Source organism: Conexibacter sp. CPCC 205762 (assembly GCF_030646155.1).
In the GTDB taxonomy this organism is placed as follows: domain Bacteria; phylum Actinomycetota; class Thermoleophilia; order Solirubrobacterales; family Solirubrobacteraceae; genus Conexibacter.
The window spans coordinates 56,289-70,432 of sequence record NZ_JAUTDN010000034.1; the positions used below are offsets into that span (position 1 = coordinate 56,289).

Consider the following 14,144-nt stretch of genomic DNA (forward strand, 5'->3'; position numbering starts at 1 on the left):
TCTCTCCTACCGGGCTGCGCGTTCGAGGTGACGGGCGATCACCATGCGCTGGATCTGGTTGGTGCCTTCGAAGATCTGCATCACCTTCGCCTCGCGCATCAGCCGCTCGACGGGGAACTCGCGCGTGTAGCCGGCGCCGCCGAGCACCTGCACGGCGTCGGTCGTGACGCGCATCGCGGCGTCGGTGGCGGTGAGCTTGGCGATCGAGGCCTGGCGCGAGTACGGGAGCCTTTTGTCCCGCCGCCGCGCCGCTTCGAGCGTGGTGGCGCGGGCCGATTCGACCGCCGCCGCCATGTCGGCGAGCATGAACGCGAGGCCCTGGTGGCGGATGATCGGCTGGCCGAAGCTCTCGCGCTCCTGCGCGTACGCGACCGCGTGGTCGAGCGCCGCCTGCGCGACGCCGACGGCGACCGCGGCGATGCCGAGGCGGCCGCTGTCGAGCGCGGCGAGGGCGATGCCGAGGCCGTCGCCTTCCGCGCCGATGCGACGGTCTGCGCCGGTCGCGACGCCGTCGAAGTCGACGGTCGAGGTGCGCGAGCCGGTGAGGCCCATCTTGCGCTCGGGCGCCTGCGCGGAGAGGCCGTCCGCGTCGGCCGGGACGAGGAAGCAGGAGATGCCGCGCGTGCGATCGTCGCTGGTGCGCGCGAACAGCGTGTAGAAGTCCGCCTCGCCGCCGTGGGTGACCCAGGCCTTGGAGCCGTCGATGAGGTAGGGGGCGCGGCGGGCGTCGGCGCCGCGGGCGGCGTCGGCGCCGCGGGCGGCGTCGGCGTCGTGGGCGGCGTCGGCGTCGTGGGCGGCGTCGGCGTCGTGGGCGGCGTCGGCGTGCGTCGCGCGGCGGGCGCGGGCGCGCATCGCGGCGGGGTCGGAGCCGGCGTGCGCCTCCGACAGGCAGTAGGCGCCGAGCAGCTCGCCCCCGAGCAGCTCCGGCAGCCAGCGGGCGCGCTGCTCGTCGCTGCCGGCGGTCGCCAGCGGCAGGCACGACATCACGTGCACGCTTACCCCGACCGCGACGCTCGCCCACGCCGACGCCAGCTCCTCAAGCGCCTGCAGGTAGACCTCGTAGCGCTGCCCGCCGCCGCCCAGCTCCTCCGGATACGGCATTCCGAGCAGTCCGAGCCGCCCCAGTTCGCGAAACATGTCGCGCGGAAACTCCGCGTTCTCCTCCGCCTGCGCCGCGCGCGGCGCCAGCTCGGCCGTCGCGTAGTCGCGCACCATCGCGAGGATCGCCTCGTCGTCGGGGCTGGAGAGCGTGCGCTCAGCCGGCATGAGCGGGCTCCACCTCATGCGCGATCGCGGCGAGGTAGTGATCGTCGCCGCTTCCGAGCGCGAACGCCGCCTGCCGCGCGCGCAGGTACAGCAGGCTGACGTCGTGCTCGGCCGTGATGCCGATCCCGCCGTGCACCTGCACCGCCGCCCGCGCCGCGGCCGTGACCGCGTCCGCGGCGGCGGCCTTGGCGAAGTGCGCAGCCTGGTTCGCAGGCGCGGATGTGTCGATCGCAGGCGCGGATGCGTCGATTGCCGGCGCGGATTGCGCAGATACGGGCGCGGATGCGTCGATCGCCGGCGCGGATGCCGCAGTCTGCGCGAGCACCGCCGCGTGCCAGACGTGCGAGCGGGCGCGTTCGACGGCGATGTGGACGTCGGCGAGGCGGTGCTTGAGCGCCTGGAAGCTGCCGATCGCGACGCCGAACTGCTGCCGCTCACCGGCATAGGCGACGCTCATCCGCAGCAGCGCGTCAGCGAGGCCGACCAGCTCGGCGGCGGCGGTCGCGTGGGCGACCCCGAAGCCGCCGGCCGGCGCCGGCAGCAGCCGGTCGGTCACGTCGAGATCGTCGATCCGGACGCGCGCGAGCGGCCGCGACGGATCGATCTCGGCGGCCTCCTCCAGCGTGAACTGCGACCGCTCCAGCAGCACGATGCCGTCACCGGCGACGGCCAGCGCGATCCAGTCGAGCTTCTCCGCGTCCGGCACGACCGGCGCGGCGGTGAGCCGGCCGTCGCGGACGCGCGGGAGGCCACCGGGCGCGGCGCGGGCGGGCGGGGCATCCACGCGCTTGGAGGCGGGGGCGCCGGCGGGCGGCGCGTCCTCGCGCGGGTCGGCGGCGGTCGCGGCCGGCGCGCCCGCGCGCGGATGCGGGTCGCTCGCGACGAGCGCGGCGGTCGCGCCGTCCTCGGCGACGGCCGCGAGCGCGGCGGCGGCCAAAGGGTGCTCAGCAGCGAGCGGGGCGAGCGTCGGCACGAAGGCGCCGGCGGTCGCGACGATCGGGCCGGGCGCGAGATGGCGGCCGACCGCCTCCGCGACCGCGACCAGCTCGACCGGGCCGAGCCCGAGCCCGCCGGACTGCTCCGGCGCCGCCATCGCGAGCGCGCCGAGGTCCGCGACCGCGTCCCACAGCTCTCTCCATCCGTCGGGTGCTTCGATCAGCTGACGGGCACGCGGCCCCGCTGTAGTGTCGGCGAGCAAGCGGTCGACGGTGCCTGCCAGCTCGCGTTGCTCCTCGGACAACTCGAACGCCATGGCAGGCAGCGTACAGAATCATCTATATGATTGCCACATGGAGAGAACTGGCAGATCCCCAGCCGAGGATTTGATGGCGCCGAGCGCTGGCGCGTGGTCGACGCTGCAGGTCGTGCGCGACGGGCACACCGTCGTCGTGACGCTGAACCGGCCCGAGCGGCGCAATGCTCTCGACGCGACGATGATGTCCGAGCTGGACGCGCTCTGGAGCGGGCACGGGCTGCTCGACGGGGCACGCTGCATCGTCGTCACCGGCGCAGGGCCGGGCTTCTGCGCCGGCGCGGACGTCAGCCTGCTCGCCTCCGACCGCGAGCCGAACGCCTCGTTCGAGGACGAGCTGGCGTTCCTGCCCGGCCGCCGCCTGCCGATCCCCGTGATCGCCGCGATCAACGGCGTCTGCGCGGGCGGCGGGCTGCACTTCGTCGCCGACGCCGACATCGTGATCGCGTCCGAGACCGCCAGCTTCCTCGATCCGCACGTGACGATGGGCCAGGTGACCGCGCTGGAGCCGCTGACGCTGCGGCTGCGGATGCGACCCGACGCGCTGATGCGGCTCGCGCTGCTCGGCCGCGACGAGCGCCTCGACGCCCCCGCCGCGCGCGCGGCCGGGCTCGTCTCGGAGGTCGTCGCGCCGGATGCGCTGCTGGACCGCGCGCTGACGCTCGCGCGGCAGATCGAGGCCGGCTCGCCGGCGGCGATCCGCGCCTCGCGCGCGGCGCTGCGCAGATTCGAGGACGAACTGCTCGACCGCCACCTGCAGGCCGGCTGGGAGGCGATCGTCGCCCATTGGTCGCACCCGGACGCGAAGGAAGGCCCCGCCGCCTTCGGCGAGCGCCGCGCGCCCCGCTGGGAGGAGGCATGAGCGCCGCCGACGCGCCGCGCGAGCCCGCCGCGGGCTCGGCGGGCACAGGCGCGGACGGCGCGGGTGCAGGCGTGCCCAAGCCCCTCGCCGTCATCGCCGGCGCCTCCTCCGGGATCGGCGCCGCCGCGGCGCGGAAGCTCGCGGCCGAGGGCTTCCACGTGCACGTCGCCGCCCGCCGCGCGGAGCCGCTGCGCGAGCTCGCAGACGCGATCGGCGGCTCGTGCACCGTCGCCGACCTCTCCAGCGAGGCCGACGCCCAACGGCTCGCCGCGGACGTCGCACAGCTCGGGCGCGCGCCGAAGCTGGCGATCTACGCGGCCGGCGTGCTCGAGCCGACGCAGATCGCCGGCCATCCGCTCGACGTGTGGGAGCGGACGATCGCGGTCAACCTGACCGGCGGCTTCCTGTTCGCGCGCGAGCTGCTGCCGCTGCTCACCGCCGGCAGCCGGATCGTCTTCACCTCCTCCGTCTCCGCGCGCAAGGGCGCACGCGGGCTGGCCGCCTACTCGGCCTCCAAGAGCGGGCTCGACCGGTTCGCCGAGGCGCTGCAGGCGGAGCACGAGCGCGACGGGATCGGCGTGCACGTGCTCGCGCTCGGCCCGGTCGCGACGCCGATGCTCGACCGCCCCGGCGTCTCCCCCTTCCAGCTCGACGCCGACGAGGTCGCCGACGTGATCGCCTACCTCGCCACGCTGCCGCCCGGCGTCGTGATGCGCGACCTGCAGATCCGCGCCGCGACCAAGGGGCCGTTCGCGAGAGACGCGGCGCGCGCCGAAGCGCCATGAGCAGTCTCGTGGAAATGATATGGTCGTTTTCCTGATGCTCAGAAAAACCCTGTCAGACGGCGGCGGCGCATGAAGGACGCGCCCTCGCAGGTCCGCTCGCCGCGCACCGGCGAGCTGGTCGCGGCCAAGCTGCGCAAGCAGATCATCACCGGCGAGCTGCAGGACGGCGACGAGATCGCGCCCGAGCCGGAGCTGATGGCCGAGTACGGCGTCAGCCGCCCCAGCATCCGCGACGCGATCCGGATCCTCGAGACCGAGGGCCTGCTGAAGATCCGCCGCGGCCGCTTCGGCGGCGCCAACGTCGTCCGCCCCACGCCGGCCAGCGCCGCCTACCACCTCGGCCTCGTGATGCAGGCCGAGGGCACGACGATGGCCGACCTCGCGGAGGCGCGCGGCGTGCTCGAACCGCTCTGCGCCGGCCTCTGCGCGACCCGCGCCGAGCGCGAGCGGATCGCCGACGAGCTCGACGCGATCATCGCCGAGTCGGTCCCCTCCGAGGACGACGACGGCTCGACCTTCACCGCCGAGGCGCTGCGCTTCCACGACGCGATCGTCGAGCGCTGCGGCAGCACGACGCTGCGCCTGCTCGCGGGCGCGCTGGAGAGCGTCTGGGGCTCGCAGGAGCGCCGCTGGGCGCACACCGCCGGCGCCGCCGGCCGCTACCCGAGCCTGGAGGACCGCCGCGCGGTCGTCAGAGCCCACCGCGCCGTCGTGCGCCACATCCGCGCCGGCAGAGTCGAGCAGGCGCAGAGGTCGATGGCCGCGCACCTCGACACCTCGCAGACGTACGTCTCGCCCGGCGACGTGCCGGTCGACGTGCTCACGCCGCCGAACGACTGACCCGCCCGGCGCGCGCCTGCGCGCGCCGGAAGCGCGGCCGCCCGCCGCTCGCGACCGCCTCGACGAGCCCCTCGTCGAGCAGCACGCTCAGCTGCGCGAGCACCTCCAGCAGACCGAGGAAGGCGCGCGACGGCGTCAGCCTCGGATACGCGCGCGTCGTCAGCTCCCACGCCGTGAGCGGCGTCGCGTCGAAGCGGTCGAGCAGCCGCAGCGCGCGGCGCTGCTGGCTCGCGAGCGCCTCGCGCGCGGCCGCGCCGACGTCCGCGAAGCCGTCGCCGTGGCCCGGCAGGCCGAGCACGCCGGGCGGCGTCGCGGCCGTGCGCCCGAGCGAGGCGCGCAGCGCCCGTGCCGGCGCCAGGTCGGCCTCCCAGCCAGCGCCGCCGCGATCGCTGCCGGCGTCGCGATCCGAGCCGGCGTCGGGATCGAGATACGGCGTCGTGCGCGCGCCGGGCATCAGGTGGTCGCCGGTGAAGGCGAGGCCGCCGGCCGCGTCGGTCAGGACGGTGTCGGTCGGCGAGTGGCCGGGGCGCAGCGAGACGCGCAGCGAGCGGTCGCGCAACGCGAGCGTCTCGCCCTCGCCGAGCACGACCGACGGCCGCGGGCGGCTGCCGAGCATCCGCATCATCTCCATCCGCGCGACGTACGCCGCCACGACCGCGGCCGGCGCGCCGTGCGCGCCCAGCCGCGCCGCGATCAGGTCGTCGTCGGCGAGCAAGGAATCCGGCAGCGCGTCCAGCCACGCGGCCAGCCGCGCATGCACGGCGAGATCGGCGCCGGAGCGCGCGAGCAGCGTCTCCGCGAGGCCGGTGTGATCGACGTGCTGATGCGTCAGCACCAGCAGGTCGATCTGCTCCAGCGCGAAGCCGAGGCGGCGCAGCTCGAGCTCCAGAGCATCGAGCGCGCCGCCCCAGTTGAGGCCGGCGTCGACCAGCGTCAGCGGCCGGTCGACGATCAGCCAGCAGTTGACGCTCGCGACCATCGGGGTCGGGAGCGCGATCCGGTGGACGCCGCGCGCGAGCGCGAGGCGCTCTGGGGAGGACGGCGTCACATCCGGATCGGACCTGCTCATCTCGCCGCCGGGACCTGGCCCTCTCTGTTCAGTCTCGCCGGCAGCGCGAGCGTGAAGTCGCCGTCCTGCAGGCCCGAGAAGTTCTTCTCGGCCGTGTACGGATACGCCTTCAGCATCACCCACTGCGGGTCGCTCGGCGCTCTCTCCGAGAACGAGCGCAGCGTCTCGCGCATCGTGTCGGCGTCGACCGAGCCGCCCGCTCTGGCGGCCGCGTCGGCGACCATCAGCGCGTCGTAGCCGCCGACGTAGAGGTTGGCCGCGACTCTCATGCCGCCGCTGGCCTGTCTCAGGATCGCCGGCAGCGCCGTCTGCTCCAGCCGGTCCGGCACCGGCGCGGCGCCCTCGACGCCGACCGCCCACTGCCACATGACGATGTCTCTGAGCGCGTCCGGCCCGACGAGCGCCGCGACGTTGGAGCCGGCGAAGCCGGTGCCGCCGACGAGCGGGACCGTCCAGCCGAGCTGCTGGCGGCTCTCCAGCACCTTGCCGACCGCCGCGCCCTGGCCCTCGACGAACAGCACGTCGGGGTCGCCGCCGCGCAGTCTGCGCAGCTGCGGCGAGGCGTCGAGCGCGTCGGGGGCGAAGTTCTCGATCGCGGTGATCTCCAGGCCGGCCGCCGGGAAGCTCTCCTCGACCGCCTTCTGCACGGCCTGGCCGTAGGCGTCGTTGGAGAGCAGCACCGCGACCTTTCTGTAGCCGCGGTCGACCATCTGTCTGGCGACGGCGCCCTGCGAGTCGCTCGGCGTCGGCCCCATCACGAAGTTGTAGCCGCAGCGGTCGAGGTCGCCGATGTCGGTCGAGGCGGTGATGCCGAGCGCGAGCACTCTCTGCTGCATCAGGATCGGGCACAGCGCGAGCGTCACGTTCGACGTCGAGCCGGGCCAGACGAGGTCCGGCTTGTCGCCGCCGGTGACCTTCTTCTGCAGCAGCGAGACCGCCTGCGTCGGGTCCGAGCCGTCGTCGGCTATGTCGAGCACGACTCTGCGGCCGTCGAGCCCGCCGTTCTCGTTCAGCACCTCGGCGGCGGCCTTCAGGCCGTCCTGCTCGGCGGTGCCGATCCCGGCCAGCGGGCCGCTCAGCGACAGGCTCGCGTAGACGCGATACGTGTCTCCCCCGCCGCCGTCGCCACCGCTCGAAGCGGAGCCGCTGTCGCTGTCGCTCCCGCAGCCGGCGAAGACCAGCGCGGCCACCGCCGCGCTCGCGGCGAAACCACCCGCGATCCGTCCCTTCATCCCTCTCCTCCTCCTCATCGAGTGCGGACGCCGTCGGCGGCCGATCCCAGATAGATGTGGTCGAGCAGGCGCTGCTGATCGGCGCCGCGGAAGTCGGCCTGCTCCGTGCAGCGGCCGAGCCGCAGCACGTAGACACGCGACGCGACCCGCAGCGCCTGATGGACGGCCTGCTCGACCAGCAGCACCGCCAGCCCGCGGCTCGCGATCGTCGCGACGCGGTCCATCACCTCCGCGACCAGTCTCGGCGCGAGACCGGCCGACGGCTCGTCGAGCATCAGCACCGTCGGCTTCGCCATCAGCGCCTGGCCGATCGCGAGCATCTGCTGCTGGCCGCCCGACAGCGAGCCGGCCGGGTCGCGCCGCTTCTCCGCGAGCACCGGGAACAGCTCGTAGACGTCCTGCTCGCGCGCGGCGAACTCGGCCTTCGCGACGCGCGGCGTCGCGACGACCAGGTTGTCGCGCACCGACAGGCCGCGGAAGACGCGCTTGTTCTCCTGCACGAGCGCGATCCCGCGGCGGGCGCGCGCATGCGGCCGCAGCTTGCCGACCGGGTCCTCGCCGAGCAGGATCTCGCCGTCGAAGACCGACACCAGCCCGGCGACGGCGCCCAGCAGCGTCGTCTTGCCGGCGCCGTTGCCGCCGAGCACGGTCACGATCTCGCCGGCGCGCAGCTCCAGCTCGACCTCGCGCACGGCCTGGATCTCGCCGTAGCCGGCCGTCAGGCCGCGCACGCGCAGCAGCGGCTCAGCGCTCATCACGCCACCACCTGGTCGTCGGGGACGGACTCGCCGAGGTAGACGGCGAGCACCTGCGGATCGCGCGAGACGGTCTCGGGCGGGCCGGAGGCGATCATGCGGCCGCTCGCGAGCACGAAGACCGTGTCGGCGTTGCCGAGCACGAGGTCCATGTTGTGCTCGACCAGCAGCACGGTCGTGCCCTCGGCGGCCAGCCGCCGCAGCAGCAGGCCGAGCCGCTCGGTCTCGTCGGGGCTGAGGCCGGAGGCCGGCTCGTCGAGCAGCAGCAGCGCCGGCCGCGTGAGCACCGCGCGGGCGATCTCCAGCAGCCGCTTTCTGCCCAGCGGCAGGTCGACCGCAGGCTCGTGCGCGACGTCGCCGAGGCCCAGCTCGTCCAGCACCTCGGCGGCGCGGGCGGCGATCGTGCGCTCCTCGGCGCGCCACTTCGGCAGCCGCAGGATCGTGCTGACCAGGCCGGTGCCGCGGTCGGCGAAGGCGGAGACGGAGACCGCCTCGCGGACGGTCAGCCCGCCCGGGACGCTCGGCGTCTGGAAGGTCCGCCCGACGCCGCAGCGCGCGACCTTCGCGGCGCTGGAGCCGGCGAGCTGGTGGCTGCCGAGTCTGACGTCGCCCGTGTCGAGCCGGACGAAGCCCGAGATCGCGTTCAGCATCGTCGTCTTGCCGGAGCCGTTGGGGCCGATCAGCGCGGTGATCTCGCCGGGGCGCGCAGCCAGCGCGACCTCCGCCAGCGCCTGGTTGCCGCCGAAGCGCTTGGAGGCGCGCTCGACGGTCAGCCCCGCCGGCTGCTCGGGCCCGAGCGCGACGGCGTCGCGGTCGGCCCGCGCGGCGGCGATCAGGTACGGCGTGCGCCAGCGCGGCAGCCGCTCGGCGATCGTGCCGATCACGCCGCGCGGCAGCAGGATCGCCGCCAGCACGAGGAAGGCGCCGTAGCCGAGCATCGTGTAGTTCTGCAGGCTGAGCGTCTCCTGCTGCGCGTAGACGAGGATCAGCGCGCCCAGCAGCGGGCCGTAGAGGGTCCGCTGCCCGCCGAGGATGACGGCGGCGAGCACGAGGATGACGGTGTCGAAGCCGAACGCCTCGTAGGTGACGAGGCCGTCGAGCGTCGCCACCAGCACGCCTGCGAGCGCGGCCGGGACGGCGCTGATCAGGTACGCGGTCAGCTTCAGCCGGTACGGCGAGACGCCGAGCGACTGCAGCTGCACCTCGTCCTGCCGCAGCACGGCGAAGATGCGGCCGTAGGCGGAGTAGACGAGCGCGCGCTGGAACAGCAGCCACAGGAACAGCAGCACGACCGCGACGCGGTAGAGATCTGCCGTGTCGAGCGCACCGCCGAGCGACAGCCGCGGGATCCCGACGAGGCCGGCGAGGCCGCCGGTCTTCTCGGGCCACAGGTCGACCAGCGACGGCATCAGCTCGACGAGGAAGAACGAGGTGATCACGAGCGCCCAGCGCGACATCCGCAGCGCCGGGATGCCGGTCAGCAGGGCCGCCAGCAACGCGACCGCGACGCCCGCCAGCAGCAGCGCGAAGAGGTTGGTGGTGCCGTCGACGGCGAGGATGCCGGCGAGGTAGGCGGCGGCGCCGTAGAAGAAGACGTGGCCGAGCGCGAGCTGACCGGCGTAGCCCATCATCAGGTTCAGGCCGAGCGCGACGAGGCCCATCACGACCGTCATGAAGAGCGTCCGCACCGTCGACTGCGAGAACAGCTCGGGGCCGAAGAAGGCGAGCGCGAAGCAGGCGGCCAGCAGCGCGCCGCGGGCGCGCGGATCGGGGGTCCAACGCATCAGCGCGCTCACACCTGCCGCCCTTCCGGAGGACCGAAGATCCCGCGCGGCAGCACCAGCAGCACGACCAGCAGCAGCGCGAAGACGAGGATCGACTCGTACTCGACGCCGGCCCAGCGGGCGCCGTAGGTCTCGACCAGGCCGATCGCCCAGCCGCCGATCAGCGCGCCGCGGATCGAGCCGAAGCCGCCGATCGCCATCGCGACGAACGCCTTGATCACCAGCAGCGAGCCGAGGTCGGCGCGCGCGAAGGTCAGCGGCAGCACGATCAGGCCGGCGATCCCTGCGAGCACGCCGGCGATCGCGAACGAGGCGACGGCGACGCGGCGGGTGTCGATCCCGCGCACCTCGGCGGCGTCCTCGTCGGCGGCGGTCGCGCGGAAGATCTTGCCCAGGCGCGTGAGGCCGTACCAGAGGTCGAGCCCGACGGTCGCGGCGAGCGCGGCGCCGACGGCGACGAAGGCGCCGACCTTGACCGAGCCGTCGCCGAGCCAGACGAGGTCGTCGAGCCAGGGGATCTGCGCGCCCATCGGCTCCGCGCCCCAGATCAGCTGCGCGCCGGCCTCGATCATCACGAACGCGCCGACGGTGCTGACGAGCCAGATCTCGCCGTCGCGCGCTCGCGCGACGACCGGCAGGACCGTGACGTAGTACTGCACGCCGGTGATCAGCAGGCCGGCGACGGCGCACAGCAGCAGCGTCGGCAGCAGGCCGATGCCCCACTCCGACAGCGCCGAGTAGGCGATCAGCGACGCGACGGCGATCACGCCGCCCTGCGCGAAGTTGAACATGTTCGTCGTCAGGTAGATGACGTTGTAGGCGAGCGCGACGAGGGCGTAGACCGACCCGATCGCGAGCGCTGTCACGAGCATGCTCATGCGCGTCTCTCCTCCGCAGAAAGCATGCGGAGAATCATACATATGATTCTAAGTCTGTACATATTTTTCTCGGGGCGTCGGCGGAGCGCGCCGGGTCAGGGGCGCGTGAGGCCGCCGGAGACGGAGAGGATCTGGCCGCTGATGAAGCCGGCCTGCTCGCCGCAGAAGAAGGCGATCGCGGTCGCGACGTCCTGCGGAGCGCCGATCCGCCGCAGCGGGATGCTGCGCACGAACCGCTCGACGGCCTGCTCGTCGTTGCCGCCGGTCGCCGCGAACAGCGGCGTCTGCGTCGGGCCGGGCGAGACCGTGTTGACCGTGATCTGATGGCGCGCCAGCTCCAGCGTCAGCGCGCGCGTGAGCGAGATCACCCCGCCCTTGGCGGCGGCGTACGCGGCGATGTGGGTCATGCCCGAGAGGGCGCCGTCGGAGGCGACGTTGACGATCCGCCCGGAGCCGAAGCGGATCAGCTCCGGCAGCGCCTCGCGGATCACCCGCAGCGGCCCCTCGAGGTTGACCGCGAGCGTCGTGCGCAGCAGCTCGTCGTCGGTCTCCGCGAGCGCGCGCGGCTCCAGCCAGCCGGCGTTGTTGACGACGCCGCCGAGCCCGCCGAGCGCGCGCGCCGCGTCGGCGACGCCCGCGCGCACGGAGTCGAGGTCGGTCACGTCGAGGTCGAGCGCCAGCGCCGGCGGGCGCCCGGCGGGCAGCGCGTCGGCGACGGCGCGGGCCGCCGCCAGGTCACGGTCGGCGACGGCGACCGGGTGGCCGGCGGCGGTCAGCAGCTCGACGACGGCGGCGCCGATCCCACCGCCGGCGCCGGTCACCAGCAGCGGGCGGGGACGGTGCTCGGACACAGCTCTCCTCTCTGGTCGCTGCGCTGCGGCAGCGGCTCTCAGCTCCGGCCAGAGAGAATACATATGTATCTTTTTCACGTCGAGCCGATAACAGACACTTTATGCCTTCTGGCAGATCGTGTCTTTAGGCGTCGTCGTCCATGGCGCGCACGCGCCCCTCAAGTGTTCGCGCTCCGGCGCCGATCCTGGTGATCGATGAGCTCTTACCGATCACTGTTCAGTACAGTCGGCGCGGTGACGGCGCTGACCTGCGCCGCGACGCTCGCGGCGACCGCGCCGGCCTCCGCCGCCGGCAGGCAGTCCGTCCGCTGCGTCGGCGGCGCCGACTTCTGCACCGCGACCGTCGGGATCGCCGACGGCGCGACGAACAAGCGCGTGACGGTCGACCTGACCGACACCGACCTGAAGCTCGTGAAGGTGACGGCGCTGGACGCGCTCGCCGAGCGGCCGTACGTGCTGACGAAGACGTCATCGCGGCTCGGCGGCTCGCAGTTCCGCTTCACGCTCACCGCCGCGAAGGCGAACCCGAAGCGGGCGCGGATCGTGCTCCAGTTCGCCGCCGGCAGAAGAGCGCCGCTGCCGACCGGCGGCGGGCTGCTCAGAAGCTGGCGCACCGAGCAGGCGACCTTCAACGTCGGCAAGGGCATGACGGTCACGATCCAGGGCGGCGGCGGGGGCACCAGCAACTGCTCCCGCGACGAGACGAACGAGACCTTCTCGACGACCGGCGACGGCGACCGTCACCAGTACGGCTTCTACTCGGTCGGCAGCGGCAGCTGCCTCTACGAGATGAGCTGGAGCAACTTCAACGTCAGCGTGAAGGACGCCGCCGGCAAGGAGATCGGGTCCGGCACGTTCACCTACGGCCAGGGCGCAACGTTCGGCGGCTACAACGCCAGCTGCCGCGACCCCTGGAGCAAGGGCTGGCGCGGGTCGATCAACTGCGACCTGACCGACGGCCAGATCACGATCGATCGGATCTACTGATGCGCCTTCGTCTCACCGTCGCCGCCGGCGCGATCACGCTGCTGGCGGCCGCGCCGGCCTCCGCGAGCGCGGCGCAGAAGCAGACCGTCCGGTGTGTCGGCACCGCCGACGGCTGCGGCGCCACCGTTCCGATCGCCGGCGGCGCGCGCGGCAAGCTCGTGACGGTCAAGCTGACCGACACGAACCTGAAGCTGGAGAGCGTGACCGCCGTCAGCGCCGTGAAGAACGGCTACGACCTCTCGCAGGAGACCTACCGCGCCGGCGGCAGCGAGTTCCGCTTCACGCTCACCGCCGCGAAGGCGAACCCGAAGCGGGCGCGGATCGTGCTCGTCTTCTCCAACCCGGGCGCCCCGCCGGCGAGCGCGCCGACCGGCGCGCTGCGCGGCGGCTGGAAGTGGTTCGACGCGCGCTTCTCGGTCGGCGCCGGCCAGACGGTGACGATCACCGGCGGCGGCGACGGCACGAGCGTCTGCACGCGCGAGGAGACGACCGAGACGTTCGTCACCAGAGGCAACGACGAGAGCCGCAGACTCGTCTACTACTCCAAGGGCGACGGCGGCTGCGCGATGCAGCTCAGCTACAGCGAGTTCCGCGTCCAGATCAGAAACCCGGCCGGGCAGCTGACCGGCTCCGGGCGGCTGTTCTACGGCCAGCAGTACGTCGCCGGCGACTACGTCGTCAGCTGCGACTACGGCCCCTGGGTGGGCGCCCGCTGCTCCTCCGACGACTCGCCGGCCGGCGGCCCGGGGGCGCAGATAAAGCGCTAGCGGCAGAATCGCTCGCTCGCCCGCGCGGCCCGCCGCTAAAGGGGACTCGGTCTCATCCTTGAAACAGAGGGTGATGCCTTCCCCGCGCGACGACGAGCACGACCACGACCACGACCACATCGAAGCCTGGGCCGACGCGCGCGACGCGGCGGCGCGGGCGCGAGCGCAGCGGCGGGCGGCGCGCGGCAGACGGCTCGGCGCGCGGTTCGGTCGCTGGGGCGGCGGGCGGGACGGTGCCGGCGCTTCAGCGAGCGGCGGCTCAGACGGGCGGGGCGGTGCCGGCGCTTCTGCGAGCGGCGGCTCAGACGGGCGGGGCGGTGCCGGCGGCCTGCTCGCGACCCGCTGGGGCCGGAGCCTCGCGGGCGCGGTCGGGGTGCTGGCGCTGGTGACAGTCGTCGGGCTGGCGGTCTGGTGGCCGCGCGGCGACGACGCGTCGCAGCGGCCGGCGTCGGCGCCGACGATCGCGGCGACCGTCAGCGCCGCGTCCGAGGAGGACTGCCCTGGCCCCGCCGGCCAGCGCTGCCGCACGATCGTCGTGACGATCGACGAGGGCACCGACAAGGGCGACCGCGAGCGGCTCGCGCTCGGCCCCGTCGCCGTCGCGCCGACGGTCGAGGTCGGCGACGGCGTGCGCGTGCAGCCGGTCGCGGGAGTGGCGCAAGAGGGAAGCGGCGCCGGCTCGGGTGGCGGCGCCGGCTCCGGTGGCGGCGCCGGCTCGGGTGGCGGCGCCGGCTCCGGTGGCGGCGCCGGCTCGGGTGGCGGCGCGGGCTCCGGTGGCGGCGCCGGCTCGGGTGGCGGCGCGGGCTCCGGTGGCGG

At 73.9% G+C, this 14,144-nt stretch carries 13 protein-coding genes and 1 pseudogene; 6 read left to right on the forward strand and 8 right to left on the reverse strand.

The window, feature by feature from the left end; genetic code table 11:
• Positions 1-6: 6 nt before the first annotated feature.
• Both Q7L73_RS21550 and Q7L73_RS21555 read right to left on the reverse strand, forming a co-directional pair.
• A complete protein-coding gene (locus tag Q7L73_RS21550; RefSeq protein WP_304695484.1) occupies positions 7-1,266 on the reverse strand; it encodes an acyl-CoA dehydrogenase family protein in 1,260 nt (419 codons plus the stop codon).
• Complete coding sequence (locus Q7L73_RS21555) at positions 1,256-2,518, reverse strand: acyl-CoA dehydrogenase family protein (protein ID WP_304715645.1); 1,263 nt, start codon at positions 2,516-2,518, stop codon at positions 1,256-1,258. The genes Q7L73_RS21550 and Q7L73_RS21555 overlap by 11 nt, the downstream gene beginning before the upstream one ends.
• A 73-nt stretch (positions 2,519-2,591) precedes the next feature.
• Here Q7L73_RS21555 and Q7L73_RS21560 point away from each other — a divergent pair, with 73 nt between their 5' ends.
• The 3 genes from Q7L73_RS21560 to Q7L73_RS21570 all read left to right on the forward strand — a co-directional run bounded on the left by Q7L73_RS21560 (position 2,592) and on the right by Q7L73_RS21570 (position 5,005).
• Entirely contained in the window at positions 2,592-3,380 is a 789-nt protein-coding gene (locus Q7L73_RS21560) for an enoyl-CoA hydratase/isomerase family protein (protein WP_304696017.1), read from the forward strand.
• A gap of 71 nt (positions 3,381-3,451) precedes the next feature.
• The gene (locus Q7L73_RS21565; RefSeq protein ID WP_304696015.1) at positions 3,452-4,165 is read left to right on the forward strand and encodes an SDR family oxidoreductase; all 714 of its coding nucleotides are present in this window, start codon (positions 3,452-3,454) and stop codon (positions 4,163-4,165) included.
• 69 nt (positions 4,166-4,234) lie between these two features.
• Positions 4,235-5,005, forward strand: a complete 771-nt coding sequence (locus Q7L73_RS21570) for a FadR/GntR family transcriptional regulator (protein WP_304696013.1) — start codon at positions 4,235-4,237, stop codon at positions 5,003-5,005.
• Here the strand turns inward: Q7L73_RS21570 and Q7L73_RS21575 are convergent.
• The 6 genes from Q7L73_RS21575 to Q7L73_RS21600 form a co-directional block, all read right to left on the reverse strand.
• Positions 4,986-6,053, reverse strand: coding sequence for an MBL fold metallo-hydrolase (locus Q7L73_RS21575; protein ID WP_304696011.1), 1,068 nt, complete (start codon positions 6,051-6,053; stop codon positions 4,986-4,988). The genes Q7L73_RS21570 and Q7L73_RS21575 overlap by 20 nt on opposite strands.
• Before the next feature lie 17 nt (positions 6,054-6,070).
• Positions 6,071-7,306 (reverse strand): penicillin-binding protein activator, encoded by a 1,236-nt coding sequence (locus tag Q7L73_RS21580; protein WP_304696009.1) that lies wholly within the window; start codon positions 7,304-7,306, stop codon positions 6,071-6,073.
• Positions 7,307-7,320: 14 nt separating this feature from the next.
• The gene (locus Q7L73_RS21585; protein WP_304696007.1) at positions 7,321-8,061 is read right to left on the reverse strand and encodes an ABC transporter ATP-binding protein; all 741 of its coding nucleotides are present in this window, start codon (positions 8,059-8,061) and stop codon (positions 7,321-7,323) included.
• Entirely contained in the window at positions 8,061-9,845 is a 1,785-nt protein-coding gene (locus tag Q7L73_RS21590; protein ID WP_304696005.1) for a branched-chain amino acid ABC transporter ATP-binding protein/permease, read from the reverse strand. Before Q7L73_RS21590 ends, Q7L73_RS21585 begins: the two co-directional genes overlap by 1 nt.
• 8 nt (positions 9,846-9,853) lie before the next feature.
• Complete coding sequence (locus tag Q7L73_RS21595; RefSeq protein ID WP_304696003.1) at positions 9,854-10,723, reverse strand: branched-chain amino acid ABC transporter permease; 870 nt, start codon at positions 10,721-10,723, stop codon at positions 9,854-9,856.
• Positions 10,724-10,818: 95 nt separating this feature from the next.
• Positions 10,819-11,574 (reverse strand): SDR family NAD(P)-dependent oxidoreductase, encoded by a 756-nt coding sequence (locus Q7L73_RS21600; protein WP_304696001.1) that lies wholly within the window; start codon positions 11,572-11,574, stop codon positions 10,819-10,821.
• 234 nt (positions 11,575-11,808) lie between these two features.
• Between Q7L73_RS21600 and Q7L73_RS21605 the strand changes: the two genes are divergently transcribed.
• From Q7L73_RS21605 to Q7L73_RS21615, 3 genes and pseudogenes are all read left to right on the forward strand, one after another.
• Positions 11,809-12,561 carry a hypothetical protein gene (locus tag Q7L73_RS21605; RefSeq protein ID WP_304695999.1) on the forward strand — a complete coding sequence of 251 codons (753 nt, stop codon included), beginning with the start codon at positions 11,809-11,811 and terminating at the stop codon, positions 12,559-12,561.
• A complete protein-coding gene (locus tag Q7L73_RS21610) occupies positions 12,561-13,328 on the forward strand; it encodes a hypothetical protein (protein ID WP_304695997.1) in 768 nt (255 codons plus the stop codon). The genes Q7L73_RS21605 and Q7L73_RS21610 overlap by 1 nt, the downstream gene beginning before the upstream one ends.
• 73 nt (positions 13,329-13,401) lie before the next feature.
• Positions 13,402-14,144: pseudogene (locus tag Q7L73_RS21615) on the forward strand (hypothetical protein); the annotation flags it as partial.

Excerpts from the sequence above, each read along its gene's own strand:
- Q7L73_RS21550 (WP_304695484.1), bottom strand. The coding sequence starts at position 1,266 with ATGCCGGCTGAGCGCACGCTCTCCAGCCCCGACGACGAGGCGATCCTC.
- Q7L73_RS21590 (WP_304696005.1), bottom strand. The coding sequence starts at position 9,845 with ATGCGTTGGACCCCCGATCCGCGCGCCCGCGGCGCGCTGCTGGCCGCC.
- Q7L73_RS21570 (WP_304696013.1), top strand. The coding sequence starts at position 4,235 with ATGAAGGACGCGCCCTCGCAGGTCCGCTCGCCGCGCACCGGCGAGCTG.
- Q7L73_RS21595 (WP_304696003.1), bottom strand. The coding sequence starts at position 10,723 with ATGAGCATGCTCGTGACAGCGCTCGCGATCGGGTCGGTCTACGCCCTC.
- Q7L73_RS21560 (WP_304696017.1), top strand. The coding sequence starts at position 2,592 with ATGGCGCCGAGCGCTGGCGCGTGGTCGACGCTGCAGGTCGTGCGCGAC.
- Q7L73_RS21610 (WP_304695997.1), top strand. The coding sequence starts at position 12,561 with ATGCGCCTTCGTCTCACCGTCGCCGCCGGCGCGATCACGCTGCTGGCG.
- Q7L73_RS21580 (WP_304696009.1), bottom strand. The coding sequence starts at position 7,306 with ATGAAGGGACGGATCGCGGGTGGTTTCGCCGCGAGCGCGGCGGTGGCC.
- Q7L73_RS21555 (WP_304715645.1), bottom strand. The coding sequence starts at position 2,518 with ATGGCGTTCGAGTTGTCCGAGGAGCAACGCGAGCTGGCAGGCACCGTC.
- Q7L73_RS21585 (WP_304696007.1), bottom strand. The coding sequence starts at position 8,061 with ATGAGCGCTGAGCCGCTGCTGCGCGTGCGCGGCCTGACGGCCGGCTAC.